Annotated in this window: 22 protein-coding genes; 13 read left to right on the top strand and 9 right to left on the bottom strand. The window is 73.4% G+C overall.

Features of this window, described 5'->3' with window-relative positions:
• Nucleotides 1-35 precede the first annotated feature (35 nt).
• On the top strand, nucleotides 36-1,475 hold the full coding sequence (locus DB32_RS11195; protein WP_083457313.1) for an RCC1 domain-containing protein: 1,440 nt from the start codon (nucleotides 36-38) through the stop codon (nucleotides 1,473-1,475).
• The gene (locus DB32_RS11190) at nucleotides 1,472-1,957 is read left to right on the top strand and encodes a hypothetical protein (protein WP_053232415.1); all 486 of its coding nucleotides are present in this window, start codon (nucleotides 1,472-1,474) and stop codon (nucleotides 1,955-1,957) included. The genes DB32_RS11195 and DB32_RS11190 overlap by 4 nt, the downstream gene beginning before the upstream one ends.
• Here DB32_RS11190 and sppA read toward each other — a convergent pair.
• Together sppA and DB32_RS11180 are read right to left on the bottom strand one after the other, a co-directional pair.
• Nucleotides 1,951-4,455 (bottom strand): signal peptide peptidase SppA, encoded by a 2,505-nt coding sequence (gene sppA / locus DB32_RS11185; protein WP_053232414.1) that lies wholly within the window; start codon nucleotides 4,453-4,455, stop codon nucleotides 1,951-1,953. The two genes, DB32_RS11190 and sppA, sit on opposite strands and share 7 nt — an antisense overlap.
• A gap of 28 nt (nucleotides 4,456-4,483) precedes the next feature.
• Nucleotides 4,484-5,077: a peroxiredoxin family protein gene (locus tag DB32_RS11180; RefSeq protein ID WP_053232413.1), complete on the bottom strand. Its 594-nt coding sequence runs from the start codon at nucleotides 5,075-5,077 to the stop codon at nucleotides 4,484-4,486.
• A gap of 84 nt (nucleotides 5,078-5,161) precedes the next feature.
• Between DB32_RS11180 and DB32_RS11175 the strand changes: the two genes are divergently transcribed.
• Together DB32_RS11175 and DB32_RS11170 are read left to right on the top strand one after the other, a co-directional pair.
• Entirely contained in the window at nucleotides 5,162-5,800 is a 639-nt protein-coding gene (locus DB32_RS11175; protein ID WP_053232412.1) for a TetR/AcrR family transcriptional regulator, read from the top strand.
• 115 nt (nucleotides 5,801-5,915) lie between these two features.
• Entirely contained in the window at nucleotides 5,916-7,634 is a 1,719-nt protein-coding gene (locus tag DB32_RS11170; RefSeq protein WP_053232411.1) for an alpha/beta fold hydrolase, read from the top strand.
• Between the two features lie 4 nt (nucleotides 7,635-7,638).
• Here the strand turns inward: DB32_RS11170 and DB32_RS11165 are convergent, their stop codons facing one another.
• Nucleotides 7,639-8,418 (bottom strand): bestrophin-like domain, encoded by a 780-nt coding sequence (locus DB32_RS11165; protein ID WP_053232410.1) that lies wholly within the window; start codon nucleotides 8,416-8,418, stop codon nucleotides 7,639-7,641.
• Nucleotides 8,419-8,484: 66 nt separating this feature from the next.
• Nucleotides 8,485-9,396, bottom strand: a complete 912-nt coding sequence (locus DB32_RS11160) for a hypothetical protein (RefSeq protein WP_053232409.1) — start codon at nucleotides 9,394-9,396, stop codon at nucleotides 8,485-8,487.
• A gap of 128 nt (nucleotides 9,397-9,524) precedes the next feature.
• Here DB32_RS11160 and DB32_RS11155 point away from each other — a divergent pair, with 128 nt between their 5' ends.
• The 5 genes from DB32_RS11155 to DB32_RS11135 all read left to right on the top strand — a co-directional run bounded on the left by DB32_RS11155 (nucleotide 9,525) and on the right by DB32_RS11135 (nucleotide 15,950).
• Nucleotides 9,525-10,328, top strand: coding sequence for a tetratricopeptide repeat protein (locus DB32_RS11155; RefSeq protein ID WP_053232408.1), 804 nt, complete (start codon nucleotides 9,525-9,527; stop codon nucleotides 10,326-10,328).
• Nucleotides 10,328-11,734 (top strand): putative metal-binding motif-containing protein, encoded by a 1,407-nt coding sequence (locus DB32_RS11150; RefSeq protein WP_053232407.1) that lies wholly within the window; start codon nucleotides 10,328-10,330, stop codon nucleotides 11,732-11,734. Before DB32_RS11155 ends, DB32_RS11150 begins: the two co-directional genes overlap by 1 nt.
• A 117-nt stretch (nucleotides 11,735-11,851) precedes the next feature.
• On the top strand, nucleotides 11,852-13,447 hold the full coding sequence (locus DB32_RS11145; RefSeq protein ID WP_169791414.1) for a serine/threonine-protein kinase: 1,596 nt from the start codon (nucleotides 11,852-11,854) through the stop codon (nucleotides 13,445-13,447).
• Between the two features lie 57 nt (nucleotides 13,448-13,504).
• The gene (locus DB32_RS11140; protein ID WP_157068952.1) at nucleotides 13,505-14,788 is read left to right on the top strand and encodes a hypothetical protein; all 1,284 of its coding nucleotides are present in this window, start codon (nucleotides 13,505-13,507) and stop codon (nucleotides 14,786-14,788) included.
• Nucleotides 14,789-14,810: 22 nt separating this feature from the next.
• The gene (locus tag DB32_RS11135; protein ID WP_053232404.1) at nucleotides 14,811-15,950 is read left to right on the top strand and encodes a CapA family protein; all 1,140 of its coding nucleotides are present in this window, start codon (nucleotides 14,811-14,813) and stop codon (nucleotides 15,948-15,950) included.
• A 9-nt stretch (nucleotides 15,951-15,959) separates the two neighbouring features.
• Here DB32_RS11135 and DB32_RS11130 read toward each other — a convergent pair whose 3' ends face one another.
• The gene (locus DB32_RS11130; RefSeq protein ID WP_157068951.1) at nucleotides 15,960-16,496 is read right to left on the bottom strand and encodes a hypothetical protein; all 537 of its coding nucleotides are present in this window, start codon (nucleotides 16,494-16,496) and stop codon (nucleotides 15,960-15,962) included.
• A gap of 86 nt (nucleotides 16,497-16,582) precedes the next feature.
• Nucleotides 16,583-17,326: a hypothetical protein gene (locus DB32_RS11125; RefSeq protein ID WP_053232402.1), complete on the bottom strand. Its 744-nt coding sequence runs from the start codon at nucleotides 17,324-17,326 to the stop codon at nucleotides 16,583-16,585.
• Nucleotides 17,327-17,390: 64 nt separating this feature from the next.
• Here DB32_RS11125 and DB32_RS46600 point away from each other — a divergent pair, with 64 nt between their 5' ends.
• Nucleotides 17,391-19,898, top strand: coding sequence for a VWA domain-containing protein (locus DB32_RS46600; RefSeq protein ID WP_053232401.1), 2,508 nt, complete (start codon nucleotides 17,391-17,393; stop codon nucleotides 19,896-19,898).
• Between the two features lie 51 nt (nucleotides 19,899-19,949).
• Here the strand turns inward: DB32_RS46600 and DB32_RS11115 are convergent, their stop codons facing one another.
• Together DB32_RS11115 and DB32_RS11110 are read right to left on the bottom strand one after the other, a co-directional pair.
• Nucleotides 19,950-20,435 carry an HPF/RaiA family ribosome-associated protein gene (locus DB32_RS11115; protein ID WP_157068950.1) on the bottom strand — a complete coding sequence of 162 codons (486 nt, stop codon included), beginning with the start codon at nucleotides 20,433-20,435 and terminating at the stop codon, nucleotides 19,950-19,952.
• Nucleotides 20,436-20,610: 175 nt separating this feature from the next.
• Nucleotides 20,611-21,012 carry a response regulator gene (locus tag DB32_RS11110; RefSeq protein ID WP_053232399.1) on the bottom strand — a complete coding sequence of 134 codons (402 nt, stop codon included), beginning with the start codon at nucleotides 21,010-21,012 and terminating at the stop codon, nucleotides 20,611-20,613.
• A gap of 130 nt (nucleotides 21,013-21,142) precedes the next feature.
• Between DB32_RS11110 and DB32_RS11105 the strand changes: the two genes are divergently transcribed.
• Nucleotides 21,143-21,517, top strand: a complete 375-nt coding sequence (locus DB32_RS11105) for a response regulator (RefSeq protein ID WP_169791413.1) — start codon at nucleotides 21,143-21,145, stop codon at nucleotides 21,515-21,517.
• A gap of 30 nt (nucleotides 21,518-21,547) precedes the next feature.
• Here DB32_RS11105 and DB32_RS11100 read toward each other — a convergent pair whose 3' ends face one another.
• Nucleotides 21,548-21,877, bottom strand: a complete 330-nt coding sequence (locus DB32_RS11100) for a hypothetical protein (protein ID WP_053232397.1) — start codon at nucleotides 21,875-21,877, stop codon at nucleotides 21,548-21,550.
• Between the two features lie 71 nt (nucleotides 21,878-21,948).
• Here DB32_RS11100 and DB32_RS11095 point away from each other — a divergent pair, with 71 nt between their 5' ends.
• Nucleotides 21,949-22,434: a hypothetical protein gene (locus tag DB32_RS11095; RefSeq protein WP_157068949.1), complete on the top strand. Its 486-nt coding sequence runs from the start codon at nucleotides 21,949-21,951 to the stop codon at nucleotides 22,432-22,434.
• 84 nt (nucleotides 22,435-22,518) lie between these two features.
• The gene (locus DB32_RS11090) at nucleotides 22,519-25,797 is read left to right on the top strand and encodes a tubulin-like doman-containing protein (protein WP_053232395.1); all 3,279 of its coding nucleotides are present in this window, start codon (nucleotides 22,519-22,521) and stop codon (nucleotides 25,795-25,797) included.
• The last annotated feature ends 8 nt before the right edge of the window (nucleotides 25,798-25,805 follow it).

The raw sequence follows: 25,805 nt of genomic DNA, 5'->3' as shown, positions 1-25,805 counted from the left end.
TCGATAGGCTCGGCGCCTTTTCGTGGGGAGGGTCGATGTTCGCGCAACGATGGCGGCACGCGGTGGCCTTGGTGATCGCGCTCGCGCTCGGGGTCGGGTGCGGCGATGACGACGGAACCGTCGGTGGAGACGACGCCGGCGCGGCGGACGGCGGTGTCGACGCGGCGATGCCCACGTCGGACGCGGGTCGCGACGCCGGCACCGACGCCGGTCCTTCGTGCACGAGCGGCTGCGAGATCGCAGAGCTCGCGCTGGGATCCAAGTTCAGCTGCGCCCGCCGCGAGAACGGCGAGGTGCTCTGCTGGGGTCGCGGCCAGGAGGGTCAGCTCGGCGACGGCAGTCGTACCCACGGCGGTCGGTGCGTCGGCGGCGGCATCGTCGAGACGTTCGACTGCTCACCGCGTCCCGTCGTCGTCGATCTCGAGAGCGCCGCGTCGAGCGTGAGCGCGGGCTGGACGAGCATCTGCGCGATCGATGGCGAGTCCGACGCGCAGTGCTGGGGCGAGGCGGGCTTCCGCATCGGCTCGCTCCCCGAGGAGGCCGCGCGGTACGCCCCGCAGCCGTTCCCGATGCTCGAGGACGTCGAAGGCGTCGCCGAAGCGACCTTCACGATCTGCGCGCTGGACGACGGCGGCGCGGTCCGCTGCGCGGGGAACAACGGCTCCGGCCAGACCGGCAGCGGCATGTTCTCGACGACCGAGCTGAACCCCGTGCCGGTCGTGCGCGCCGAGCCCGCGGACACCGCGCTGACGGGCGCGGTCGAGGTGGTGCTCGGCACCTTCTCGGACTTCGGGTGCGCGCGCACCGCCGACGAAGTGCTGTGCTGGGGCTCGGGCGAGGCCGGCCAGCTCGCGACCGATCCTCCCGCGCTCCCGAGCAACTGCGCGACCGGCAGCACCGCCCAGAACCGCTGCACGAGCCGCGCGATCACGATCACCGGCCTCCCCGAGATGCCCGTCACGCAGCTCGCGGCGGGCGGCGAGCACGTCTGCGCGCTCCTCGCCGATCAGACGGTGGTGTGCTGGGGCGGCAACGATGCAGGACAGCTCGGGACGGGAGATCGCACCGCGCGCATCGTCCCGACGGCCGTGCCCGGCCTCACCGGCGTCACTCGCATCGCGGCGGGCGCGAACCACACGTGCGCGGTGCTGAGCGACGGCGGCGTGCGGTGCTGGGGCTACAACCGCTTCGGTCAGCTCGGCGACGGCGACGAGACCCACGAAGACACCGCGTGCCGCGTGTCGGACTCGGACACCGGCGACTGCTCGTCGACCCCGGTCGCGGTCATGGGCGTGGACGACGCGACGTTCGTGGACGTCGGCGTCGATCACACGTGTCTCGTGCGCGCCGAGGGAACCGAAGTCTGGTGCTGGGGTCGGAACGACATGCTCCAGACGCAAGGCAGCGCCACGTTCAGCCCCACCCCCGACGAAGTGCTCCCGCGCTACGCGCCCGCGCAGGTGATGGGCCTGTGACGCGGGCGATGCGGCGCTTCGGGCTCGCGCTGCTCGCGCTCACCGCGCTCGCGGGGTGCGACGTCGAGCCCTACGAGGAGCCGCGTCAGATCGACGACGCGCCGGATCTGCCGCCCCCCGCCGATGCGCTGGAGGCGGCGATCCGCGAGCGCGCGCCGAACGAGGCGATGCTGATGATCCCGCACGAGCCCGTCGTGCGCGGCGAGCTGCCCGAGGGCGAGCGCCGCGACTTCACGTCGGTGCTGCGCGCAGGGCTCTGTTACAAGGTGCTCGCCCAGGGCGGGCCCGGCGTGAGCGACCTCGATCTCATCGTGTACTCGCCCGACAACGTGCTGCTCCAGCGCGACGCCACGCAGAGCGACGCGCCGGTGATCGGCGTGCAGCGCGCGATCTGTCCGACCGAGACCGGGCTCTACCGCTTCGAGGTGCGCATGGCGCGCGGCGGCGGGCCGTTCGGCGCGCAGATCTGGGTCTCTCAGTAGGCGATCTCGAGCGGCAGGCGCGCGACCGGCGTCCGCGCGCCCTGCTCGGCGCGGATCACCCACGCCGCGCGCAGCGCCGCGAGCATCTCGGGCGCGATCACCTCGAGCGCGCCCGCGTCGCTGCTCCCCTCGTCGCCGCCCGATGCAACCGCGCGACCCAGCGGCGTGTCGCCGAGCACGTAGTCGAGCAGCGAGCTCGGGCGCGCCGGCGCCATCTCGAAGTCCGCGTCGTGCGGCAATCCGCCGAGCTGCCGCGCGCGCACCAGCGCGGAGCGAAACCCGCCGAGCCGATCGACGAGCCCGAGCTCGAGCGCGCGATCGCCGGTCCACACGCGACCGCGCGCGACCGCGTCGACCTCGGTCATGCGCATCCCGCGCCCCTCCGCGACGCGCCGCAGGAAGTCGCGATACCAGCGGCGCACCATCTCCGAGAGGATCGCGCGCTCGTCCGGCGTGAACGGCCTCCACAGCGACTCCGCGCCCGCGTGCGCGCCGCGCGAGAAGAACTCCGTCTCGACGCCGAGCCGCTCCGCGAGCGGCTCCACGTCGACCTTGCCGAACCACACGCCGATCGATCCCGTGAGCGTCGCGGGGTCGGCCCAGATCTCGTCGCACGCCGACGCGACGAAGTACCCGCCGCTCGCCGCGACCGCGCCCATCGACGCGATCACCGGCTTGCGCTCGCGCGCGCGTCGGAGCGCGCGCCAGATCTGATCCGCCGCGAGCACCGATCCTCCGGGGCTGTCGACGCGCACCACGATCGCGCCGATCGCCGGATCCGCCGCCATGTGCTCGATCGCCGCCACCGCGGTGCGGCCGCCGGTCGCGTGGATCTCGAGGATCGGGATGTCGACGTTCTCGCCGTCGACCATCTCGCCGTCGACCACGACCACGCCGACGCGCGGCTCGCGGCCCCAGCGCTCGCGCGGGAGATCGGGCTCGCGGCGCTCGCGACCGTAGCGACCCCCGAACGCGTCGGTGAGCGCCTCGTCGGCGTCGAACGGATCGGCGCTGCCGTCCACCAGGCCCAGCGCGATCGCGGTGTCGGTCACGTATGGACCGCCGTCGACGATCTCGCGCACCCGCGCCGGCTCGACGTCGAGATCGCGCGAGAGGTCCCACACGAACCGCCCGTAGAGCTCGTCGAGGTTCTCCTCGCGCGCGACCCGCGCGGCCTCGCTCGAGCGCATGTCCTGGTAGTCCTCGATCGCCGATTTGTACGGGCCGATGCGCACGAAGTCGGCGCGGATCCCCACGAGCTGCAGCAGCCCCGCGAGGTGCGTGATCTCGATCGAGGGCCCGTAGAGGCGCACGCCGCCCGCGGGATCGGCGAGCACGGTGCGCGCACCCGCGCACGCGTACATCTCCGCGCCCGACGCATCGCCGAGGATGCAGACGACCGGCTTGCCCGCGTCCTGCAGCGCGTCGATCAGGAGTCGCAGCTCCTGCGCGTACGCGAGCCCGATGTCGCTGCCCTGCGGGCGCAGCACCACGCCGTGGATGCGCGGATCGTGGATCGCACGCTCGAGCCGGCGCGACACCCGCAGCAGCGAGCGCGCGCCGAGATCCGCGAGCACCACGTCCGCGACGTACGCGCCGGTCGGCACGCCTACGCGCTCGTGGCCCTCGACGCGCGCGGTCACGTACCAGCCGGGCGAGTCGTCGAACCCATCGCCGAGCACCACGCCGCCGCCCGCGCCGACCTGCCCCCAGTCGACGATCAGACCCGCGGTCACGCGCGCGTCGGGCTGCTCGTCGCCGACGCGCTCGACCTCCGCGGCCGCTTGGATGCGCCCCACCCACGGCACCTCGACCTGGCCCGCGACGCGCGCGCCCACGCGACCGTCCTCGTCGACCGCGCCCGTCAGATCGAGCGTCAGCACGCGCGTGCCGGTCGGACGCACGGCGAGCCCGAGCAGAAACGAGCGCGGCACGTACCCGCCTCCGCCGTGATAGCCGGGGCCCGTCACGTCGCGCGCCAGGAAGGAGAGCGCGACGTAGGGCAGCGGCCTCCAGCTCGCGGCGAGATCGAGCGTGAAGAGCTCGGCGAGCCCGGGATTCGGCGACCACAAGAAGCGCGTCGACGCGCCGACCGAGATCGCGTCGTCGTACGCGTAGGCGAGCGCGAGCGAGAGCATCGTGTGCTCGATCCCGCCCGACGCGCTGGTCGGTCGCACGCTGTCCACCGACGCGCCGAGGGAGAAGCCGAGCAGCAGCGGCGTCGCCGCGTAGATGCCGTCGCCGCGCTCCGCGAACCCCGTGCGATCCTCGCCCTCGGCGTGCACGTACACCGCGCTCCAGCTGCGCAGGTACGCGAGCGCCGAGGGGTTCACCGACACCGCGAGCGCGTCGTCGGGCGCGACGATCGACACCGGTGGCTGCCACACCGGCGACGTCGCGCGACGCAGCTGCGCCGACGCGCTGGTCGCGATCGAGAGGAGGACGAAGAAGACCGCGAACGGCGCGGCGATCAGGAGGGACCGGCCACGAGCGTGCACCCGCGCACCGTACCACCAAGGCGCGCCTTCACGCGCACTCCGCGCAGTCGTCGTTGGGCGAGCGCAGCCCGAAGCGGAGCGCGTTGCCGAACGTGCGCGTCCAGTCGCCGAGGCTCGGCAGCAGCCCCGCGCGCGCGGGCGCGTCGGGCACCGCCTCGCCGCGCAGGAACGCGAGCACGACGTCGAGATCGGCGCGCGACGCCGTGCGGTCGAGCGATCGGAAGCGCACGGTGCGATCGCGATCGAGCACGAACGTCGCGGGGTACGCGATGCCGCCCTTCTCGCCCGCGTTGAGGATCCCGTACGCCGACACGACCTCGCGACGCGCATCGCAGAGCAGACGGAACGGCAGCTCGAGCTGCGCCGCGAGCGCGCTCGATCGCTGCGGCTCGTCCACCGAGATCGCGACCAGCCCGAACCCGAGCGCGTCGAGCTCGCCCCAGCGCTCGCGGTACTGGCCGAGCTGGCGCAAGCAGAACGGGCACCAGTGCCCGCGATAGAACACGACCACGTGCGGTCGCTCCGCGCAGAGCACGGCGAGCCGGCGCGGCGCGCCGCTGGAGTCCGGCAGGACGAAGTCGGGCGCGACGTCACCGACGTCCGGAGCAGGAGTGCTAGGCATGCGACGAGACCTCCGCGTGCGGTTTAGGTACACCGTACGCAAATGCTTTGTGCCCGATTTTTCGCGGCGTCAAGGGCCAGCCACATGGGACGACCTCCGAAGTTCTCGCGCGCACGGCTGCAGGAAGCCGCGCTCGCGCTCGTCGACGAGCACGGCCTCGAGGGGCTCTCGATGCGCGCGCTCGCGAGCGCGCTCGGGACCGGCCCGATGACGCTCTACAACCACGTCGCGAACCGCGAGGACCTCGAGGTGCTCGTGGTCGAGGCCGTGCTCGCGCAGGCGCAGTGGTCGCGCGGCTGCAGCGACGACTGGCGCGAGGACGCGCGCGAGCTCGCGCTCACCGTGTGGCGCGCATTGCGCGCGCACCCGCGCGTGGTCCCGCTCGTGCTGACGCGTCGCTCGCGATCGCCGATCGTCGCGGACTTCGGCGAGGCCATGCTCGCCGCGCTCGCGCGCAGCGGACGCTCGGGGCACGCGCTGCTCGTCGCGTTCCGCGCGATCACCGCGCTGATCATGGGCTTCGCGCAGGGCGAGCTCGCGGGACCGCTCGCGACGAGCGCGGGCGAGCCCGCGGACGAGGTGATCGAGCGCTTCCGATCGCTGCCGCGCGATCGCTATCCGGGGCTCGTCGACATCGCGGAGGCTGCGCGCGAGAGCGATCCCGAGCGCGAATTCCGCGAGGGGCTCGAGCTGCTGCTCGACGGTCTCTCTCGCGCGCGCTGAGCCCGAGTGGCGCCGCGTCACGCGTGGACCGCGGACCGCGGCGCGGCTCCCCTCGAGGTGCACGTCGAGCGGCGATCCGTCGCGCTGGCCGCGTCGTTGCAGCGCGAAACGGGCGATGGGTGAGCCGAGCATCGCATTCTGTCGCGGGCACGGCGGCGCGCGCATCGCGTACGCGACGTGGGGAGAAGGTCCGGTGCTCGTCGTCGTGCCCGGCTGGCTCAGTCACCTCGAGCTGCAGTGGCACTACCTCGGAATGCACGATCTCTACGCGCGGCTCGCGCGCTCGTTCCAGCTCGTCTTCTACGATCGGCGCGGGGTCGGGCTCTCGCAGCGCGCGCGCGACGACTTCGAGCTCGAGGGAGAGCTCGAGGATCTCGACGCCGTGATCGCGCGGGTCACCGACGGGCCCGTCGCGATGTTCGGCTCGTCGCACGGCGGTGCGATCGCGCTCGCGTACGCCGCGACGCGCCCCGAGCGCGTGTCCCGGCTCGCGCTGTACGGGACGTTCGCGCGCGGCGCCGACGTCGCGCGCGTCGACGTGCAGCGCTCGCTCGACGCGCTCGTGCGCGCGAGCTGGGGGCTCGGCTCGCGCACCCTCGCGTCGATCTTCGTGCCCAACGCGCCCGACCCCGCGTTCTTCGACAACCTCGTGCGCTTCCAGCGCGAGTCCGCCGATCGCGAGACCGCCGCGCGCCTGCTCGCGATGTGCTTCGAGCTCGACGTGCGCGATCGCCTGCGCGACGTGCGCGCGCCCACGCTCGTCGTCGCGCGGCGCCACGATCACGCGATCGCGAGCCGCCTCTCGATCGAGCTCGCGTCGGAGATCGACGGCGCGCGGCTCGTGATGCTCGAGGGCGACGTGCACTTTCCGTGGCTCGGCGACTGGCCGACCATCGCGCAGCTCCTCGAGGACTTCCTCGAGCGTCGTCCGGCCGCGCGCCCCAGCGAGCCGCCCCCCGCGACGCGCGACGCACCGAGCGAGACGTGGCGCGAGTTCCGCGTGCTCCACTACCGCGTGAGCCGCGGCCCCGAGGAGAGCGCGTTCCGCGTCGCGCTCGCGCAGATCGGCGAGCCCGCGGACATGCCGCAGCCGGGCGCGAGCGGGCTCTACCGCCTCGCGCCCGAGCGGGTCGACGCGGTGCGCGCGAAGCTCGCGTCGTACGTCGCGCGGGCGGCCGAGCGCGGCGCGCGCATCGTCGTGTTCCCCGAGATGAGCGTCGACCTCGGACACGACGCGATCGCCGCGGAGGTGCACGAGCTCGCCCGCGCGCACGGCGTGACGATCGTCTCCGGCGGGCACCACGACGAAGCGACGCGCACGAACGTGTGCGTCGTGATCGGCCCCGAGGGCGAGCTCTGGCGACAGCGCAAGCACGTGCCCGCGATCATGCGGATGGGTGGCGCGGTCGTGGAGGAGCCGATCGACATCCCGCTGCAGCCGCTCTTCGTCGTCGCGTCGACGCGGATCGGTCGCGTGGCGATCGCGGTGTGCCGCGACTTCCTCGATCTCGATCTGCGCGTCGCGCTGAAGAACACCGAGCCTCCGCTCGATCTGCTGATCAACCCCGCGTTCACCGCGGTCACCTCGGACTTCGAGACCGCGCACGCCGAGGCGCGCCGCGCGCTCTACGCGTGCACGCTCTTCTGCAATTTCGCCGCGTTCGGTGGCTCGCTCGCGACATCGCCCGACAAGAGCGCTGCGCGCGTCGTGATCCCGCGCGGCGAGGAGCGGCTCGAGGTGCTCGACGTGCCGCTCTTCGAGATGCGCGCCGAGCGACGCGCATGGGACGAGCGCGCGCACGCCCGCTTCGTGCAGAGCACGAGACGCGCGTGATCGCTCAGCGCGCCGCGTCGGCCGCGAGCATGCGCTCGAGGCGCAGCATCGGGCCCTGCCCCGCGCGCACGAGCCCCACGCGCGGCGAGTCGAGGTCGAGCATCATCGCGAACGTCATCCCGATCAGGAGCGGCACGACCGTGAGCGCGACGGCGCTCCGCTTCCTCTCGACCCCGCACAAGAACCCGGTCACCGCGATCGCGACCAGCGCCACGGCGAGGACCATGATCGGGATCGACACCGGCACGTGCGCGCGCGCCGCGATCCAGCGCGCCGCCTCGAGATCGATCACCTCGTTGAGCGACTCGACGAAGCGCCCCGTCGCGACCGAGCGCGGATCGGCGCGCATCACGTCGACCGTGTGATCCCACATCTGCTGGTGCAGCGAGGCGGCGCGATCGTTGGCGCGCTCGTCGAGCGAGAGATCGGAGCCCGCTTCGTAGAGCTCGATGCGCGCGCGGACGTACTCGCGGAGGAGCCGGGCGAGCTCGCTCGCGTGGGGCTCGGGGAGCCACTTCGACCGCAGGTATGCGGTCCCGATCGCGTTGGACTCCGCGAGGATGAGCGCGCGGCGGCCCGAGAAGCGCGCCTCGGCCATCGACGTCGCGAACGCGAGCAGCAGACCGAGCAGCGCGAGCGTCGCGGTCTGCATCGTGCCGAGCGCGCTCCGCCCCTTCTCGTCGACGCGATCCGCGCGCCGGCGTCCCCACGCGAAGCTCGCCTCCGCCGCGATCAGCAGCGCGACGATCGCGGCGACCTCGACCAGGAGGATGTCGGGCAGCACTCTCCCTGCGCCATCGTCACGCGACCGCTCGCGCGCAGCCCGTGGGCGCGCGTCCCCGCCTCGCGATCAACGCCCGTAGGGACCGACGCCGAGGACGACGTGGCGCGCCGGCCCGGACCACCGCTCGAGCAGCCGTCGCCGCGCGGCTTCGGGGCGCACCCGGATGACCCAGCGCAGCGCCTCGTCCGGCCGCTCGCGGAGCGCGGCCGCATGCGCGCGCACGAGCGCATCGAGCACCGCCGGGATCCCGTGCGCGGGCGGCTCGGGCGGGAGCTTCGCCTCGGCGTCGATCCAGCGCCCTGCCGCACCCTCGATCAGCGCGCGCACGCACGCCGCGAGCTCGTCCGCGTCGCGCTCGCGTCCGCTCGGAGCACGCTCGATCACGTGCTGCGCCGCGTCGGGCGCGTCCTGCTCGAGGTGGATCAGCGCGCGCAGCGCGGCGACGTGGGTCGCCAGCGCCGCGATCGGCTCGCGCCCGACCGCGCCGAGCAGCGGGATCGCGTCGTCGACGTGTCCCATCACCACGAGCGCGCTCACGTCGCCGATCACGTCGCGCGCATGATCCTCGCGCGCCCCCGGCGTCGTCGCCTCCACGCTCGCGCGCGCGCGAGCCCGCATCCGCGGCAGCACTGCCGCGGGGTCGCCGCCTCGCAGCACCCACCCGCGATCGCGCGCGTTCCTCGTCGCGCCCGCGACGGTCCGCGCGATCCCGAGCGACGCGAGCAGCACGCCCGGCACGCACAGCCCGACCGCCACCTGCACCAGCTCGCCGCGCGCTTCGATCAGCATCCCGAAGAGCGCACAGAGCAGCCCGGGCGCGGTCACGAGCGCCGCGGTCACCGCGATGCCGCGCCGCACGATCGCCCGATCGACCCGCAGCCGGTGCCGTCGCGCGGCGACCGAGATCGCCGCCGACGCCGCGCCTCCGTAGGCCAGCGCGATCGCGATCACCGCCACCAGGCCGGCCGAGTCGTCCATCTCCCGCCTTCTTTGGCTCGGCGCCGGACCTCCGCGCCAGGCGACCCGCGCGGCACCTGGCGCCCTCGCTCGGGGATCGGGTAACGTGCCTGCGGATGGACCCGCTCCGGGGGTGCCGACGAACCCGCGTGGCCGCGCTCTCGGCCCTGCTCGTGCTCGCACCGATGACGGTCGGGCCACGTCGCGCACACGCCCAGGAGGACCCGGGCACCGACCTCGGCACCTCGGTCGCACCTCCACGCGACGACGCACCGCGCGAGGCCGTCGAGCTCTTCCAGCGCGCGCGCGAGCACTACCAGCACGGTCGCTACGAGGCAGCCGCGACCGATCTCGAGCGCGCGCTCGCCCTCGATCCCGGCTCGCCGACGCTCCTCTACAACCTCGGCCGCGTGTACGAGCTCTGGGGCGAGCACGATCGCGCCATCTCCACGTACGAGCGCTACCTGCGGGTGATCCCGCCCGACGACTCGGCCGAGCGCGAGCGCACCGAGGCCGCGGTCCAGCGCCTCCGCGGCGCGCGCACCTACGTGCGCCCCGACGAGGAGATCTACGAGCGCCCGATCTACGTCTCGCAGCGCGGCGTCGACGACGAGCTCTTCTGGGCGACGCTGACCGCGGGCGCCGTGATCACGCTCGGCGCGGCCGCGCTCGCGGTGACGACGGTGCTCATGCGCGACGACGCCACGCAGTTCCGCATCGGCGCCGACGGCGAGCTCGTGGATCGCGACGCGCGGTTCGAGACCGTCGACACGCTCGCGCTCACCACCGACATCGTCGGCGCGGTCGGCGGCGCCGCGTTGCTCACCGCCGGTCTGCTGTGGCTCCTGCGCGAGCGCACCGTCGAGCTCTATCCGAGCTCCGCGGCGCTGCGCGTCGACGTCTCCGCCGATCCGCGCGGCGGCGGCGGCCTCGCCGTCCGAGGTGCGTTCTGATGCGCGGCGCGGCGGCGATCATGATCGCGACGATCGCGGTAGGGTGCTCGGCGCTGAGCCCCGGCGCGCCCGACGACGTGCCCTGCACGCTGCGCGGCGACGGGAGCGATCCCTGCCTCGAGCTCGGCCGGGCGTGCGTCGAGGGCTTCTGTCGATCGCGCGAGGTCTGCAACGGCACCGACGACGACCTCGACGGGCGTGTGGACGAGGGCCCGGAGAGCGATCGCGACGCCGACGGGTTCACGTGGTGTGGCGGCGGCAACGCCGCGCTCGCCGACTGCGACGACGAGGACGCCGCGGTCCACCCGGCCGATCCGTCGCGCGGGATCGCCGCGCCCGACGAGGTCTGCGACGGCCGCGACAACCAGTGCGACGGCACCGACGTCGATCTGATCGAGGCCGCGAACTGCACCGCGCCGCAGCGCTGCAGCCGCAGCCAGGGCGCGTGCGTGGACCCGCTGTGCACGTACCCCGAATTCCGCTGCCCCGACGGATTCCAGTGCGCCGACGGCGACTGCGTCCCCGGCGACTGCCAGCGCACCGGGTGCACGCCCGGCCAGGTCTGCGATCCCGTCACCCGCGCGTGCGTCGAGCCGCTGCCGCCCGGAGCCGCTTGCGAGACCGACGCGCAGTGCGCCGATCGCGTGTGCATGCCCGCGCGCGAGGCGCTCTCGCTCGAGGTCGGGCTCGGCGCGAACACCCGCCGCATCTGCACGCGCGCGTGCTGCGACGATCGCGACTGTCCGGTGGGACAGGCGTGCTGGGCGCCGGGCACCGGCGCGCGCGGCTGCGTCGATCGCGAGCTGCTCTCGCAAGGGAGCCTCGGCGCGCCGACCGCGGAGGAGCGAACCTGCTCGGACGCGATCGCGTGCGAGCCCTCGCAGTGCCTGCCCTTCGAGTACGACGCGTACGATCGCCTCCGCTTCGGATTCGTGTGCGCCGGGAACACGGCACGACGCGACGCCGGCGCGTGCCGCGCCAACTCGCAGTGCGAGTCGGGGATCTGCCTGTTCGGCCACGAGTTCTGGAGCTGGGCGGAGTTCCGCACCGTCGAGTCGGGGCCCTGCAGCGGCGCGTGTCGCACGCTCTCGGACTGCCGGCGCTTCGAGGACGGCTGGAACCAGTCCGACGACTCCGCGCTCTCCGGCGAGACCGTCCAGATGGGCTGCCTCACCGCGCGCTTCACCGACACCACCGACTTCACTCAGGCGTGCTTCGAGTCGAGCGGTCGCGCGGCGGGCGAGGCGTGCACGACCAACGTGGACTGCCTCGAGCGCGGGTGCATCGACGGGATCTGCCGCGCGACGTGCTGCAGCAACGCGGACTGCGGCTCCGAGATCTGCCGCCCGTTCGTCGACGGCGATCACTGGGAGATGCGCTGCGCACCGCCGCTGCAGATCCTGTGACCCCCGCAGACGGCCGACGTGCTCGCGCACGTGCTCGGCCGTTTCCCCCGGCGTGAGCGAAACACCGCGCCCGGCCCGCTCCCTCTCGACGGATCCGGTATGCTCCCGGGGCTCCCGATGCGGATCTGTCCCACCTGCAAGAGCGCGTATCCGACGCGAGGAACGCAGAGCACGTGCCCGCGGGACGGCACGCCGCTGGTCGACGCCGCACAGTTCGCCGCCGAGCGCTCGGACCCGCTGATCGGCGCCACGCTCGCCGGGCGCTTCCGCATCGTCGCGCGCGTCGGCACCGGCGGGATGGGCACCGTCTATCGCGCCGAGCAAGCCGGGCTCTCGCGTCAGGTCGCGCTGAAAGTGCTCAAGCGCGAGCTCGTGATCGAGCGCGAGACCGTCGCCCGCTTCCATCGCGAGGCGAAGGCCATGAGCATGCTCCTGCACCCGAACACGGTGCGGGTGTTCGACTTCGGCGAGGACCCCGCGACGGGCCACCTCTTCCTCGCGATGGAGCTGCTCGAGGGCGAGCTGCTCACCGCGCGCCTCGATCGCGAGGGCGTGCTCGACGTGCGCGAAGCGATCTCGTTCGTGCAGGAGATCCTGCGCTCACTGCACGAAGCGCACAGCAAGGGCATCGTCCATCGCGACCTCAAGCCCGACAACATCTTCCTCGCGCGCATCGAGGGCCACGCGATCCCCGTCGTGAAGGTGCTCGACTTCGGCATCGCCAAGGTCTGGCGCGAAGAGGGGAAGATCGATCAGCTCGAGACGCAGGCGGGCACGGTGTTCGGGACGCCGCGCTACATGTCGCCGGAGCAAGCGCAGGGGAAGGCGCTCGATCCCCGCAGCGACCTCTACTCCGTCGGCGTGCTGCTCTTCCAGCTGCTCACGGGGCGCCCGCCGTTCGTCGACGAGGACGCGGTCGTCGTCATGGCGAAGCACATCCGCGATCGCCCGGAGTCGCCTCGCCGCGCCGCGCCCGACCGGCCGATCCCGTCGAGCCTCGAGCGCGTCGTGCTGCGCGCGATGGAGAAGGATCCCGAGGATCGCTACGCCAGCGCCGACGAGTTCGAGCGCGCGCTCGGCGCGGTCCTCGCGGACGTCGACGCGGCGAAGGCGGCGCTCGAGAGCGGGCGCCGCCCGATGTTCGTGCCGCGCGTCGCGGACCTGCCGCGCGTCCCGCTCGCGATCGGCGCGGGCGTCGTCGCGGTCGCGATGGTGGTCGCGGTGGTGATGGTCGCGTCGGCGGGCTCGGGCGCGCCGCCGATCGAGAGGGCGACCGAGCTCGCCGTGATCGAGACCGGCACCGTCGAGCCCGCGGCGCCGAGCACGCCGCCGCCCGCCGCGATCGCGGTCACGCCGACGACCACGCGCCACGTCGTCGTCGACAGCGAGCCGCCGGGCGCCGAGGTGTGGCGCGACGGATCGCGCGTCGGCACCACGCCGCACGCGCTCGACGTCGGCGCGAGCGAGCACGGCACGCTCGAGCTGCGCCTCGACGGCCACGAGAGCGCGACGGTCGAGCTCGCGAGCGCGGCCTCGACCCAGACCGTCACGCTGGTCCCCCAGCGGCGCGTCGCGCGACGGAGCGGCAGCGAGCGCCCGCGCGCACCGCGCGAGACCGTCGATCCCGAGCCGACGACGACGCCCGCGACGAGCACCACGGTGAGCGCACCGCCGCCGCGCCCGCAGCGTGATCCCTACGAGCGCTTCGACTGAGATCGCGCCACCGCACGAGCTCGTGATCGTCCTCGGTCGGCCCTCTACACTGCGCGCGTGCTTCTTCGCCGTTCGATCTTCTCGATCCTCTTGTTGCTCGCTGCCTGCGGCGAGTCTCCGGGCGACGACGCCGACGCCGGCATCGACGCGTCCTCGCCTCCGCCTCCGCCGCGCGATGCGGGCCCTGCGCTGTGCCCGCGCGAAGGACCGCTCGACGCGCAGGTCCCGCTGCGCTCGATCGATCTCTGCGCCGACGGGATCGTGCCGAGCGGGCTCGGGCTGCGCTGGCAGCGCCAGGCGCAGTTCTTCGCGGAGGCGGCGATCTCGCTCGACCTCACCGACAACGTGCCCGCGGGCTGCCCGAGCGGCGCGACGATCCGCGGCGCGACCCTCGTGAGCGAGGCGAGCGCGGGCACGCTCGCGGTGATGCCCGACGTCGGCGTCGCGCTCTTCGACTACCAGGTGATCGCCGCGAGCGACGTGCCGGCGCCCGATGGAGGCGCGCCCACGGCGCGCACCGCGCGCGGCCGCGCGACCGTCGAGCTCGCGTCGGGCGAGGCGTCCGGCGAGGCGATCGGGCTCGTCGATCTCGCGGCGAGCGGGCTCGCGGGCGCGAGCGAGCTCGTGGTCGCGATCGACGGATTCGATCTCACGACCGATCTGCCGCAGGGCAGCGACTACCCGCCCGCGTGGCCGGCCGATCGCGGCTTCGCGATGCGCGCGCTCGGGATCGAGATCGTGAGCGCGACGCGCGACGACGACGACACGCTCGCGGTGCGGGTGCGCGCGCGCTTCGAGCCGGGCGAGCTGCAGCGCGCCGTGCTCTACGAAGGACACGATCTCGCGTCGCGCGTGGCGCGGCGGCGCGCGGTGGTGCGCTTCGTCGTGATCGCGTCGGACGTCGCGCCCACGCGCGGTAGCGTCGCGTACCGCTACGCGTCGGAGCGCAGCTTGCCGCTCGAGGGCGGCGCGCCCTGCGGGCCCACCGCGGACGAGACGGCGCTCGCGCTCGACGGCGCCGACGGGCTCGCGCACGGGGTCGCGGGGATCACGCGCTTCGAGCTCGCGATGTGGCCCGACGCGGAGCGCGACGGCGATCTGCTGCGTGAGATCTCGGTGCGCCTCGAGGACCTCGCGTACGACGCGACGAGCGGCACCGCGACCATGCGCGCGCGCGGCTACGCGTCGAACGAGGGCCCGCTGCCGCGCCGCGGGATGGACGCGCAGGTCGAGATCGACGTCGCGCTCGCGCAGTGGAGCGAGGGCGGCGAGGTGCGGGTGCTCTCGGTCGCGGCGCCGATCGGCGAAGGGCCGACCGAGGCGGCGCTGCCGATGGAGTGACGACGAGGTCGGGGGTCGGGGGATGCTGCGTCGAGGCTCGTGGATCGCGTTCTTGATCGCGTCGTCGCTCGCGTGCTGGGCGAGCGCGCAGTCGCGCTCGGCCGCGCGCGCGGTGACGATCGGAGGCAGCGGCGATCTCCTCCTGCACCTGCGCGTGATCGCGTCGGCGGGATATGCCGAGCACGGCTGGGACTCGGTGCTCGGCGCGCTCGGCTCGATCGTCACGCCCGACGAGATCGCGTTCGCGAACCTCGAGACGCCGCTCTCGATGGAGCGCCCGCCCGAGACCGGCAGCCCGCCGATCCTCGGCGCGCCGCCCGAGGCCGCGCCCGCGCTCGCACGCGCCGGGATCGACGTGCTCAGCGTCGCGAACAACCACGCGTACGATCAGCGCGCGACCGGCCTCGCGCGCACCATCGCGGCGGTGCGCGGCGCGGGGATGGGCGCGATCGGCGCGGGCCCCACGATGGACGACGCGCTCGCGGCGCACGTGATCGAGCGCGGCGGGCTGCGCGTCGCGTTCGTCGCGCTGACCGATCACATCAACTCGGGCCCGGGCTCCGAGGCGCCGGTCAGCGTGATCGCGCGCTGGGAGGACGACGAGGTCGTCGCCGCGGCGCTCGAGCGCGCGCGGCGGGACGCCGACCTGCTCGTCGTCTCGGTGCACTGGAGCCACGACTTCTTCGATCACCCGAGCAGCGGGCAGCGACGTCGCGCGCGCTTCCTCGTCGAGCACGGCGCGGATCTGATCCTCGCGCACGGTCCGCACGTGCTGCACGACGTCGAGCGACTTCCTTCCCCGCGCGGCGACGCGCTCTGCGCGTACTCGCTGGGCAACCTGCTGTCGAACCAGGGCATGCGCTACCGCGTCACGCGCCCGCACGTCGAGGGCGCGCACCCCGCGACGATGCTCCCGGGCACGCGCGACGGCGTGTGGCTGCGGACGCGCATCGAGGTGCAGGACGGACGGGTGCGCATCCCGCAGGTCGAAGGCGTGCCGCTCTACACGTTCAACAACTACTTCGCGCGCGTCGCGCGGCAGACGCGTCAGGAAGAGATCCGCATCGCGCGCCTGCGCGACGTGGACGACGAGCCGCTGCGCGACGAGCGACGTCGCGCGATCGCGAGCGCGCTCGGACCGGTCGTGACGCTTCTCGAGTGAGCGACGTGCTCAGCACGCGGCGCTGCCGGGCCGGTACGTGAAGCGCCACGTACGGATCTCGAGCTCTTCCATCTGGCGCGTCGCTCCGCCGACGGTGATCGCGTAGCGGCGTCGCGTTCGTACTTCGCAGCGATGCGGCAGGAGCGTGCGCGGCTCGGTCACGAGCGTCGCGGCCATGCTCATCTCCAGGCTGCCGAGCCCCGCTGCCTCGGCCATGCGCTCGCGGATCGGCGCGAGCGCGAGCTCGCGCGACGTGAGCGTCGTCGTTCCCGCGGCGCGCGTGACGGCCAGGGAGAAGCGCGCTTCGGAGGAGATGGTCGAGCCGCGAAACGGATTCTGGATGACGCGCGTGGCGACGACCGTCGCGTCGGTGCCGGCGGGCCAGTCGAACACGAACGCCGTCTCCGCCGGCGTCGCGGCGCCCTGCGCCGCCGCGATCGACGAGACCGACACGATCCACACGAGCACGATCCCAGCGGCGAGACGCATGCGGCCGACCGTAGTACGCGCGTGCGGCGCTCGCGATGCGTCGTGTGCCGACGGCACGAGGAACGGTCCCCGCCGGTGCCAGCGCTGGCACTCGCAGTGCCAGCGCTGGCACTCCCAGTGCCAGCGCTGGCACCGGCCGCCCGTCAGCCAGCGCGTCGCCGGGGCGCGCTCTTCTTGCTCGCCTTCGACGTGCGCTTCTTCGCGATCGGCCGTGCGCCCTCCCAGTCGGCCTCGCGGAGGATCCGGAGCGCGAGGTCGAAGTGCGCGAGCGGGATGTTCGCGAGCGACACGACTCCATCACCGACCCGAACCCGGATCGCGCGCAACGATGCGTCGCCCTTCAGCGCCTCCACCAGCGCCTGCTCGATCGGGCTCGGGCGCGCGCGGTCGGAGTCCTTCCCCCGGCGCAGGGCGGTCGTCGCGGCGTTCACGTCGCGCTGCGTCAGCTCGTCGAGCCCGAGCCGCTTCGTCTCGCCGCCGCGCACCACCGGGATGCGCACCGCTTCGAGGCGCACCGGGAGCCGCCCGTCGATCTCGCCGTGCTTCGCCTCGAGGTACGCGACCACCGCGTCGATCAGCGCCGAGCCCCAGCGCTTCTCGTCGTCGGGCGACGCGTACCTCGCGACCTTCACGTTGCGGTACACGGTGCGCCGCGACTCCTTCAGCACCTTCGCGATCCACTGATCGGGCGAGCCCACGCCCGCCGCGACCCAGAGCTGCTTCGCGAGGATGCGTCCGACCGCCTCCCACTTGCGATCCCAGCCGCGCATCTCGTCGCGCGACGCGTCCTCGATCTCGCGCGCCAGCGCCTCGTACTCGCGCTTCTGCGCCGCGCTCAGCGCGACCTCCACGCGCGCCATGCGCTCGCTCTTCTTCTTCGTCGCCATCGCTGCCCCCTCCGGCTCGCGCGATGATAGGTTCGACCGCCCGCGCTCGCACTACACTGCCGCCGTGCTCCGATCTCTCCTCGCGTCGCTCGCCCTCGCGCTCGCGCTGATCCCGAGCGCCGCGCGCGCGCAGTCCGCGTCGTACGGGCAGTACCTCGTCGTGCTCGACGACTCGGGCTCGATGGACGCCAGCGATCCACGCCGCCTCGCGCCGCTCGCCGCGCTCGCGCTCGCCGCGGCGCTCGAGGACGGCGATCAGGTGATGCTCGTCGGGCTGAACGAGCTCGCGTCGGGCGCGATCACGTCGCCGCGCTTCGTGTCGCCGCGCGAGCTGCTGCCCGATCGCGCGCAGGAAGGCGCGCGCGCGATCGCCGGCGATCGCGTGCAGCGCCTCGAGCAGCACGAAGGCCAGACGCCGTGCCGCGCCGCGCTCGAGGCCGCGCGCGCGCTGCTCGAGCCCGCCGCGTCCGCCGGCGCGCCGCAGACGCTGCTCATGCTCACCGACGGCGCGTGCAACGGCGGCGCGGTCGAGCCCGCGGAGCGATGGCTCGGCTCGCTGCGCGCGCACCGCGAGGGTCGCTTCCGCTTCGTCCTGCTGATGCGACGAGGGCCGGAGCGCCTCGACCGCACGCTCGAGAGCTACGGGCGCCACACCGGCTGGGAGGGCGACACCCGCGTCGCGTTCGACGCGCGCTCGCTGCTGCGCGCGTTCGCCGACGTGCTCTCGTTCTCGCGCGGCCTGCGCTACGACGAGGGCGGGCGCGTCGGGCTCGAGCGCACCTTCGCGGGCGCGCGCACGGTGCGCGTGCTCGCGATCCGTGATCAAGGGGACGGCGCGATCGCGCTCGAGCAGGTCGATCGCGACGGACACGCCGTCGCGATCCCCGGCGGCGCGACGTACCGCGAGCCCACGCACGACTGGAGCTTCCGCACGACGACGGTCGCGCCGCGCGACGCGCCGTTCGCGGTGCGCAGCGCGACGCCCGGCGTCGACACGCTGGTGATCCCGGTGTACGGCCGGCTCCGCGTCGAGGCCGTCGTCGCGCCGTGCGAGCAGGAGCGGCCCTCGTTCGACGCCGAGATCGCGGTGCGCGCGGGGCAGCCTGCGTGCGCGTTCGCGCGGCTCGTCGGCGACACCGGCCAGACGATCGTGCCCGCGCGCTCGTTCGACTTCGGCATCGAGCTCTGCGAGACGAGCGAGTGCGCCTCCCGGTCCGAAGGAGGAGGGCCGAGCCCGATGCAGCCCGGCGGCGACGGCGTGTTCCACGCGCAGCTCGGCGCGGAGGTCGCGCGGGGCCGTCACGAGCGCACGTTCCGCGCGCGCGGCGGCGCGCTCGCCGCGCCGGTGATCGCGACGCGCGGCTTCGCGGCGATGAGCTTCGGCGTGCAGCGCGTGACGCGCGACGAGCGCGCGGTCTCGTCGATCGATCTCGGCGAGATCCCGCGCGCGGTCTCCGAGGATCTCTCGCTGCGCTACGAGGGCACGTTCCCCGCGGGCACGCGCGCGCGTGTGCGGTGCGAGATCGAGGGCGCGGAGGCGCTCGCGTCGTGCGTCGAGTGCGCGCTGCCCGAGGGCGACGCGGTGTCGCTGCAGGACGCGTTCACGGTCCACGCGACGGTGCGCGCGCGCGCGTTCTGTCCGCGCGCGAGCGAGGGCGACGCGGCACCGCGTCCGATCCGCATGCGCCTCGTGGTCGAGCCCGAGGCGAGCGATCAGGTCGGCGCGCACTCGCTGCCGATCGACGCGACGCTGCGCTACGCAGCGATGACTTCTCTCGCGCTCGAGCTCACCGCCGGCGAGACGATCGAGCGCGAGGTGCGCGTGCCCGGACCGGTCGCGGAAAGCGCCGTCGACGCGCACGTCGAGGGCGCGGGTGACGACCTCGAGGTGTCGGCTGGCGCGCGGACCGACCCCCGCGAAGCGGTCGCGATCACGCCGCACGCGCAGCTCGTCGCGGGCGAGGATCGCGCGGTGGCGATCACGCTGCGCGCGAGCGCGGCCGACTGCTGCGGCGCGGGCACGCGCGACACGACGCTGGTGCTCGTCGCCGACGATCGCAGCGAGCTGCGGGTGCCGCTGCGCGTCGAGGTGCACGCGCCGCCCTTCTGGACGTGCCCCGGCAAGCAGATCGCGATGGCGTTCGCGGCGCTGCTCGCGCTCGCGTTCCTGATCTGGCTGGTGCACGGCTTCGTCTCGCCGGCGCGCTTCGATCCCGGCGCGCTCCTGCTCAGCGCGTCGAGCCACGACGAGCTGCTCTCGATGCGCGAGGGCGACGACGGCTGGCGCCTGCTGCGTCGCTTCGCCGAGGCGAAGCGCGGGTTCCGCAGGCCCGCGGCGGTCTGGCTCGGCGGTCCGCGCGCGCCGCTTCCCTCGCTCAAGCGACAGCCCGCCGACGGGCGCATCGAGGCGCAGCCCGGCGGCGGCGCGTCGCTCGTCGTGACGGGGCCCGGCGTCGAGCGCTGGAACGACGCCGAGAGCCGCTACGTCGAGCTCGAGCGCGGCACGCACCCGGTGCCGTCGCGCGTGCGCATCCGGCGCGGCGAAGAGCTCTTCCTCGAATTCCGACGATAGTCGCCGCGCGCGTGCTCGTGCCCTCGAGGAGCACGAGCACGCGCGTCGCGATCACGGGCGCCAGCGCGGCTCTTCGACGAGCGTCGGGAGCCTCTCGCGGTACCGCTCCTCGGTGCGGCGTGCCTCCGCGACGTGGCCCTCGCGCACGCGGCCGAAGTGGTGGCGCAGCGTGATCTCCATGCGGTCCGCGGCGAGATCGAACGCCGCGATCGCGTCGGGGTCACGCTCCTTCACGACGACCTGTCCGAGCCCGCTCAGCGTGACCTGGATGCGGCACTCGTGATCGACGCCGCCCTTCGGCCCGTTGAGATCCTCGAGCATCACGTAGATGCGCTCGATCGCGGGCGCGAACTTGCCGAGCTTCTGTCCGAGCCGCTCGCGCACGTACTCGCGGTGGTGCGCCTCGATCGCCACGTGGTGGCCGCGCACCGTCACCGGCGTCTTGCTCGTCGGGGTCCGTCCCGCGACCCGCTTCTCGGGCCGAGGCAGCGCCTCGGGCATCGTCGTGCGCTCGTAGTCCTGGGGATCGTGCTTCATGGATGACCTCGTCACGCGCTGCGCATGCGGTCCGTCGCAGCACAGCGACGTGGCGATCTGGTGCAGGCCGCGATCCAGCGCGCCGCATCCGCGAACGCGCGGGCAGGCCCGCGACACGCGCGGAACGTGGGGCGATGCGCCCCTCGCCGGGGCAAGTGATCGCGCCCGCGCGCGGTCAGGAGCGCACGAGCTCGTCGCCCGCGGTGAGCATCGCGATCGCGCGGCGGAGGGACGAGAACGAGAACGGCTTCTCGAGCACCGCGGCGAAGCGCGCGCGCTGCACCGCGGGGATGGGCGCGGCCATCGCGGTGACGAGCAGGAACGGCGGAGTGCGCGGGCCGAGCGTCGCGCGCACCGACGCGAGGAGCTGCGCGCCGTTCATCTCCGGCATCCAGTAGTCGACGACGACGACGTCGAAGTGCTCGCGCTCCGCGTGCGCGCGCGCCTCGGTCGCCGAGCGGCACGCGACGACGTCGAGGCCCGCTCCCCGCAAGAGGCGCGCGTACGTGTAGACGGACGCATCGTCGTCGTCGACGAGCAGGACGCGGAGCGGCGAGACGCTGGGCGAGCTCGACATCGGGCGTGGGGGGAGCGTGGCCCGTCTCGCGTTGCTCGCCAAGCGGAGAGGCGCGCGGTGTTGTTCCGGCCACACCGCGCGTACATGCCTCCACGAAGAACGCTCGAACGACGGAGGGCCGATGGCCACGATGGAAGCAGCAGCAACGCGCGTCGTGGTGCTCGACGACGAGGAGCGCACGGTCCAGGTGCTGGCGTCCTGGCTGGGCAACCTCGGCTTCGTCGTCCACGGGTTCACGTCGGTGGAGAACGCGATCGAGTTCGTCTCGCGCGAGGGCGCCGACGTGGTGCTCACCGCGTCGCACGTCGCGAACATGGGCGGCGCGCAGATCGCGGCGTCGATGCGCGACGCGCGCCGCGCGAGCCCGCCGGCGTTCGTCGCGATGACGCCGCAGGGCGAGAGCGCGCGCGGCGTCGAGCCCGGCTTCGACGGGACGGTACGGAAGCCGTGCGCGCTCGACACGCTGCTGACCGAGATCTCGCGGCTCGCGCCGGCGCACGGCTGATCCAGACCGAGCGCGGCGAACGCGGCGTCGTCAGACGATCGTGTCGCGCCGCGGCTCGTCCTGCTCGCGCACCACGGCGCCCGACTCGCGCAGCGCGCGGCGCAGCTCGTCGACGGGCGTGCCCGGCGTCATCGCCTTGATCGCGCGGAGGCCTTTGTTCGGCTCGCAGATCAGCACCGGCCCCTCGTCCGCGACCCACACCGCGACGAGGCCGGCGCCGAACGTCGGCGGGCGCTCGGGCGCGCGCGGCTCGAGGACGTGGAGCGCAGGCGCGTCGTCATCCCCGGGCGCCCATCGCGCGCCCTTCCCGACCAGCTTCGCCCAGAGCATTCCGAAGCTCACGTCCTGCGTCGTCACCATCGCGCCGAGCGTACACGATCACGCCAGCCGCGATGGTGCGCGTGGCCCGCACCGTGCACCGACGTCGATGCATGTCGAAGATCCACACGAGGCAGCGCGGCGAGACGCGGAGCCCGCACCCGCGCCGTGAAGACGATCGCGGCGCGAAGAAGGCGGCGAACGCAGCGCCGCCCGGCGGCGCGTTGATCGGCCGTCGTGTCGGCCGCAGCTCGAAGGACCTCGGCGACGCGCTGAAGCGCCCCGAGAAGGTGCACGGGAACTACCCGGTCGACACGAGCAAGAAGGGCGTCAGCGCGACGGACAAGAAGGCGGGCGGTGAGTCCACCGCGCGCCGCAACTCGCGCAAGAACGCGGCGAGCGCGCGCTATGCGCTCGAGGACTCGAAGTCGACGCCGTCGCGCAAGTCGACGCGCCGCAGCGCGAACTCGCAGAAGCCGGACAACCAGCTCAAGAACCGGCAGACGCGCGCGTCGACGTCGCCGGAGGCGAACGCGCGGCGTGCGCGCGCGAGCGCGACGCGCACTCGCGGAGGCGGTCGCGTCGCGCCTCGCACGTAGCGTCGGGTCGCACCCTCGTGATCGGAACACCGCCGTGCGCGCGTAGGTTTACGCGGCTCACGCAGCGGAGGTACGGTCACGCGCATGACGAACATCCTGCCGGGCGAGGTCACGCCGACGCTCTTCGTCGGCCTCGGCGGCTCGGGCGGCCGGGCGATCGGGCGCATCGCGCGGCACCTGCGCGCGCGCGCCGACTTCGCGGTGCGCTACGAGGGCCTCGTCCGCTTCCTCGCGATCGACACGAACGAGGCGGACCTCGCGCGGCTGCGGCAGGGCCCGGGCGCGATCCACAGCACGGTCGCGATCAGCGACTTCGACAAGGTCGAGTACTCGTCGCTGCGCCGTGGCGATCGCTTCGCCGACGCGGATCCGTACTTCACGCAGTGGGTGCACCCCTGGTACCGCTTCCGCGAGGAGAGCGGCGCGGGCGCGGGGCAGATCCGCGTGGAGAGCCGGCTCTCGTTCAACCGCGCGGTCGAGGTCGGATCGCTCTCGGCACGACTGAGCGAGATCCTCGATGCGCTGCGGCACCACGCGCAGGGCATGCGTCGTCACGACGCGCCGGTGCAGGTGTTCGTCTACTTCTCGGTCGCGGGCGGCACCGGATCGGGCGCGTTCCTGCCGTTCGGCTATCTCGTGCGCGACGCGCTGGGCGACAAGCGCTCGCGCGTGTTCGGGTTCGCGATCCTGCCCGAGGCGTTCGAGGTGGTCGCGGGGCGCAACCGCGATGGGGTCTACGCGAACGGGTACGCCGCGCTGAAAGAGCTCGAGCACCTGATGCGGCTCGACACGAACACCAGCGGCTCGCCGGACGCGATCGCGTTCCACTACGACCCGCGCAACAAGAGCCGCAAGACGGTCGCGCGACGTCCCTACGACCTCGTGTACCTCGTCGACCGCCCCGCGAGCTTCAGCCTCGACGAGGTGGGCGAGGCGCTCGCGGACGCGAGCTATCTGCAGGTGTTCTCGCCGATCCTCGGCGACCAGCAGGCGGACTACGACAACTACACGAAGGAGTCGCGCGCGCTCTTCCCGGCGGAGCTCGGCAGCGACGGATACAGCGCGTTCTACGGAACGCTGGGCTCGGCGCTGGTGATCCTGCCGCGCAAGGATCTGCTCGAGTACTGCGCACGCCGGTGGAGCGCGGCCGCGGTGCGGCGCTATCTGCTGCTCGACGATCCGGCGCTGGTGAGCGAGTCGCAGCGCGAGCGCTTCAAGCGCTTCGCGCTCGACCCCGCGGAGCTCGACACGCTGTCGCCCGACGAGCGCGCGCGGCGCGTCGATCAGAGCTTCGTCGCGCGCATCGATCTGCTCGCGGAGGAGGATCGCGAGGGCGGCATCTGGAAGCGCATCGTCGCGCTGAAGGAGACCGCGAGCGCGAAGGTCGCGGCCACGCTGCACGGGATCGAGACCGAGCTGCGCGGCAAGACGACGCAGATCCGCGAGATCAGCGCGGACCGGATCCTCGACGGATCGTGGACGCCCGCGAACACGATCGGCGCGCTCGGGCGCGAGGTGGAGAAGGCGCGCGCCGACGTGCAGGCGCGGCTGGGCACGGTGCTCGCGCAGATCGATGGTGGGACGTTCTGGCCGGAGCTGCTCGCGAAGGCGGGGCCCGACGGCGCGCCCGAGCTCTCGCCCTACGAGCAGCGCTACGTGCTCACGATGTTCCGCGAGCCCACGGGCTTGCTCGGCGCGAGCGCGCTCGACGAGCTGACGCGACAGATCGCGGGGCTCACGAAGGAGTGCGAGCTCGGTCGCGAGGGTCGCTTCACCAGCGAGATGGACGCGCACGCGGCGACGCTGAAGCGCACGCACGGCGGGTTCGATGCGGTGGTGCTGCGCAAGGACAAGGACTTCGAGGCGGCGCGCGATCGCGCGGTCGCGACGTTCAACGAGCAGGTCGAGCGGCAGCGCGCGCTCCTGCTGAAGAGCGCGCTGCACGAGCTGCGGGTCGCGCTGGGGCGCGCGGCGGACGCGCTGCGCGCGAGCTTCCGCAACATCGAGGCGTCGGCGTCGCGCTTGTCGATCGAGCTCGACGAGAAGGCGCGTCGCTTCGAGCTCGACGGCGGTCATGCGGGCGCGGGCGAGGTGAACGACTTCGCGCTCGACGTGGAGGCGCTGCAGCACCCGAGCGGCAAGCAGCGCTTCTGGAGCTGGTACTACCTCGACCAGGTCTCGACGCGGCCCGAGACGGGCGACAGCAAGGACATCGTCGCCGCGGTGGAGGACGCGATGCGGCCGCGCTTCGACGAGCGTGGACGTCCGGTGTCGCGCACGGCGCGCGAGATGGTGAGCGACATCGAGCGCAAGCTCGTCGAGGTCGCCGAGGGCGTGCTCGCGAAGATGATCCTCGGCGATCCGCGCAGCGACGATCCCGCGGAGCGCGCGGGGCTCACGCTCGATCAGGCGATCGCGCTGGAAGCGAAGTACTACGAGCTGCACACGCAAAACGCTCTGCTTGCTGATTCGCGGACTGACCGCCGCGAAAGCCTCGCCGAGCGCGAGCGGAACAAGACGACGCCCGAGGCCGCGCTGCGCGCAGTCTCGCCGCTCTCGCCAGCGTCGCTGTGGAACGAGGAGAACGTGCGGCAGTACGCGCTGCGCAAGCTGCGCGCGGCGATCGGCAAGGCGCAGCCCCTGACGCGTCTGTCTCCGGAGGCGCGCAGCCTGATGAAGCACACCGACATGCTGCTCGTCGGCGTGCACACGTCGCTCGCGGGCAGCGCGCTCGGTCGTCTCCTCGCGAGCGCGACCGAGGGCCTGAGCGCGCAGACGATCGACGACTGGCCGGACGCCGAGCGCCTCGTCTTCTACCGCTCGATCCTCGGCGTGCCGCTCTACTGCTTCCCGCACGTGAACGAGGAGATGAAGGCCTGCTACCAGCGCTACCAAGCGCAGCGCGAGAAGGCGTGGCCGCTCCACATCGACGCGAACTGGGAGGCGCTCCCCGACCTGGATCCCGAGGAGCGTCGCGCGGCGATCGAGTCGCGGCGCAAGCAGCTGAAGGGCGCGCTCGGCGCGCTCGCGATCGGGATCGCGCGCGGCGCGGTGACGAGCGCGGAGAGCGGGCTCGAGCTGGTGATCGGCGCGTCGCGGCTGCCGCTCGGTCGCGGCCCCATCGAGGCCGCGGGCGCGCTCGCCGCGCTCGAGGAGAGCAAGCCCGCGATCTTCCAGTCGATCGTCCTCCCGCTGCGGAGCGCGTTCGAGAGCGGCGCGGCGATGAGCGAGGTCGCGGGGGCACGAAGGACGTGGAGCGAGCGCGCGATGCAGCTCGAGCTGCTGCCCGGCCTCGACTCGGCCCAGAAGCGCGAGTACGACGAGCTGCGCGAGGTCGCGGCGATCCTCGGCGCGATCGGCTGATCGCAGCG

The organism is Sandaracinus amylolyticus, from assembly GCF_000737325.1.
Classification (GTDB): domain Bacteria; phylum Myxococcota_A; class Polyangia; order Polyangiales; family Sandaracinaceae; genus Sandaracinus; species Sandaracinus amylolyticus.
This window is presented reverse-complemented; position numbering and strand designations above follow the sequence as displayed.

Bases quoted from the DNA above. Each gene is read 5' to 3' on its own strand.
- DB32_RS11195 (WP_083457313.1), top strand. From the start codon at position 36: ATGTTCGCGCAACGATGGCGGCACGCGGTGGCCTTGGTGATCGCGCTC.
- DB32_RS11180 (WP_053232413.1), bottom strand. From the start codon at position 5,077: ATGCCTAGCACTCCTGCTCCGGACGTCGGTGACGTCGCGCCCGACTTC.
- DB32_RS11175 (WP_053232412.1), top strand. From the start codon at position 5,162: ATGGGACGACCTCCGAAGTTCTCGCGCGCACGGCTGCAGGAAGCCGCG.
- DB32_RS11170 (WP_053232411.1), top strand. From the start codon at position 5,916: ATGGGTGAGCCGAGCATCGCATTCTGTCGCGGGCACGGCGGCGCGCGC.
- DB32_RS11160 (WP_053232409.1), bottom strand. From the start codon at position 9,396: ATGGACGACTCGGCCGGCCTGGTGGCGGTGATCGCGATCGCGCTGGCC.
- DB32_RS11150 (WP_053232407.1), top strand. From the start codon at position 10,328: ATGCGCGGCGCGGCGGCGATCATGATCGCGACGATCGCGGTAGGGTGC.
- DB32_RS11145 (WP_169791414.1), top strand. From the start codon at position 11,852: ATGCGGATCTGTCCCACCTGCAAGAGCGCGTATCCGACGCGAGGAACG.
- DB32_RS11135 (WP_053232404.1), top strand. From the start codon at position 14,811: ATGCTGCGTCGAGGCTCGTGGATCGCGTTCTTGATCGCGTCGTCGCTC.
- DB32_RS11125 (WP_053232402.1), bottom strand. From the start codon at position 17,326: ATGGCGACGAAGAAGAAGAGCGAGCGCATGGCGCGCGTGGAGGTCGCG.
- DB32_RS11115 (WP_157068950.1), bottom strand. From the start codon at position 20,435: ATGAAGCACGATCCCCAGGACTACGAGCGCACGACGATGCCCGAGGCG.
- DB32_RS11110 (WP_053232399.1), bottom strand. From the start codon at position 21,012: ATGTCGAGCTCGCCCAGCGTCTCGCCGCTCCGCGTCCTGCTCGTCGAC.
- DB32_RS11105 (WP_169791413.1), top strand. From the start codon at position 21,143: ATGGAAGCAGCAGCAACGCGCGTCGTGGTGCTCGACGACGAGGAGCGC.
- DB32_RS11100 (WP_053232397.1), bottom strand. From the start codon at position 21,877: ATGGTGACGACGCAGGACGTGAGCTTCGGAATGCTCTGGGCGAAGCTG.
- DB32_RS11095 (WP_157068949.1), top strand. From the start codon at position 21,949: ATGTCGAAGATCCACACGAGGCAGCGCGGCGAGACGCGGAGCCCGCAC.
- DB32_RS11090 (WP_053232395.1), top strand. From the start codon at position 22,519: ATGACGAACATCCTGCCGGGCGAGGTCACGCCGACGCTCTTCGTCGGC.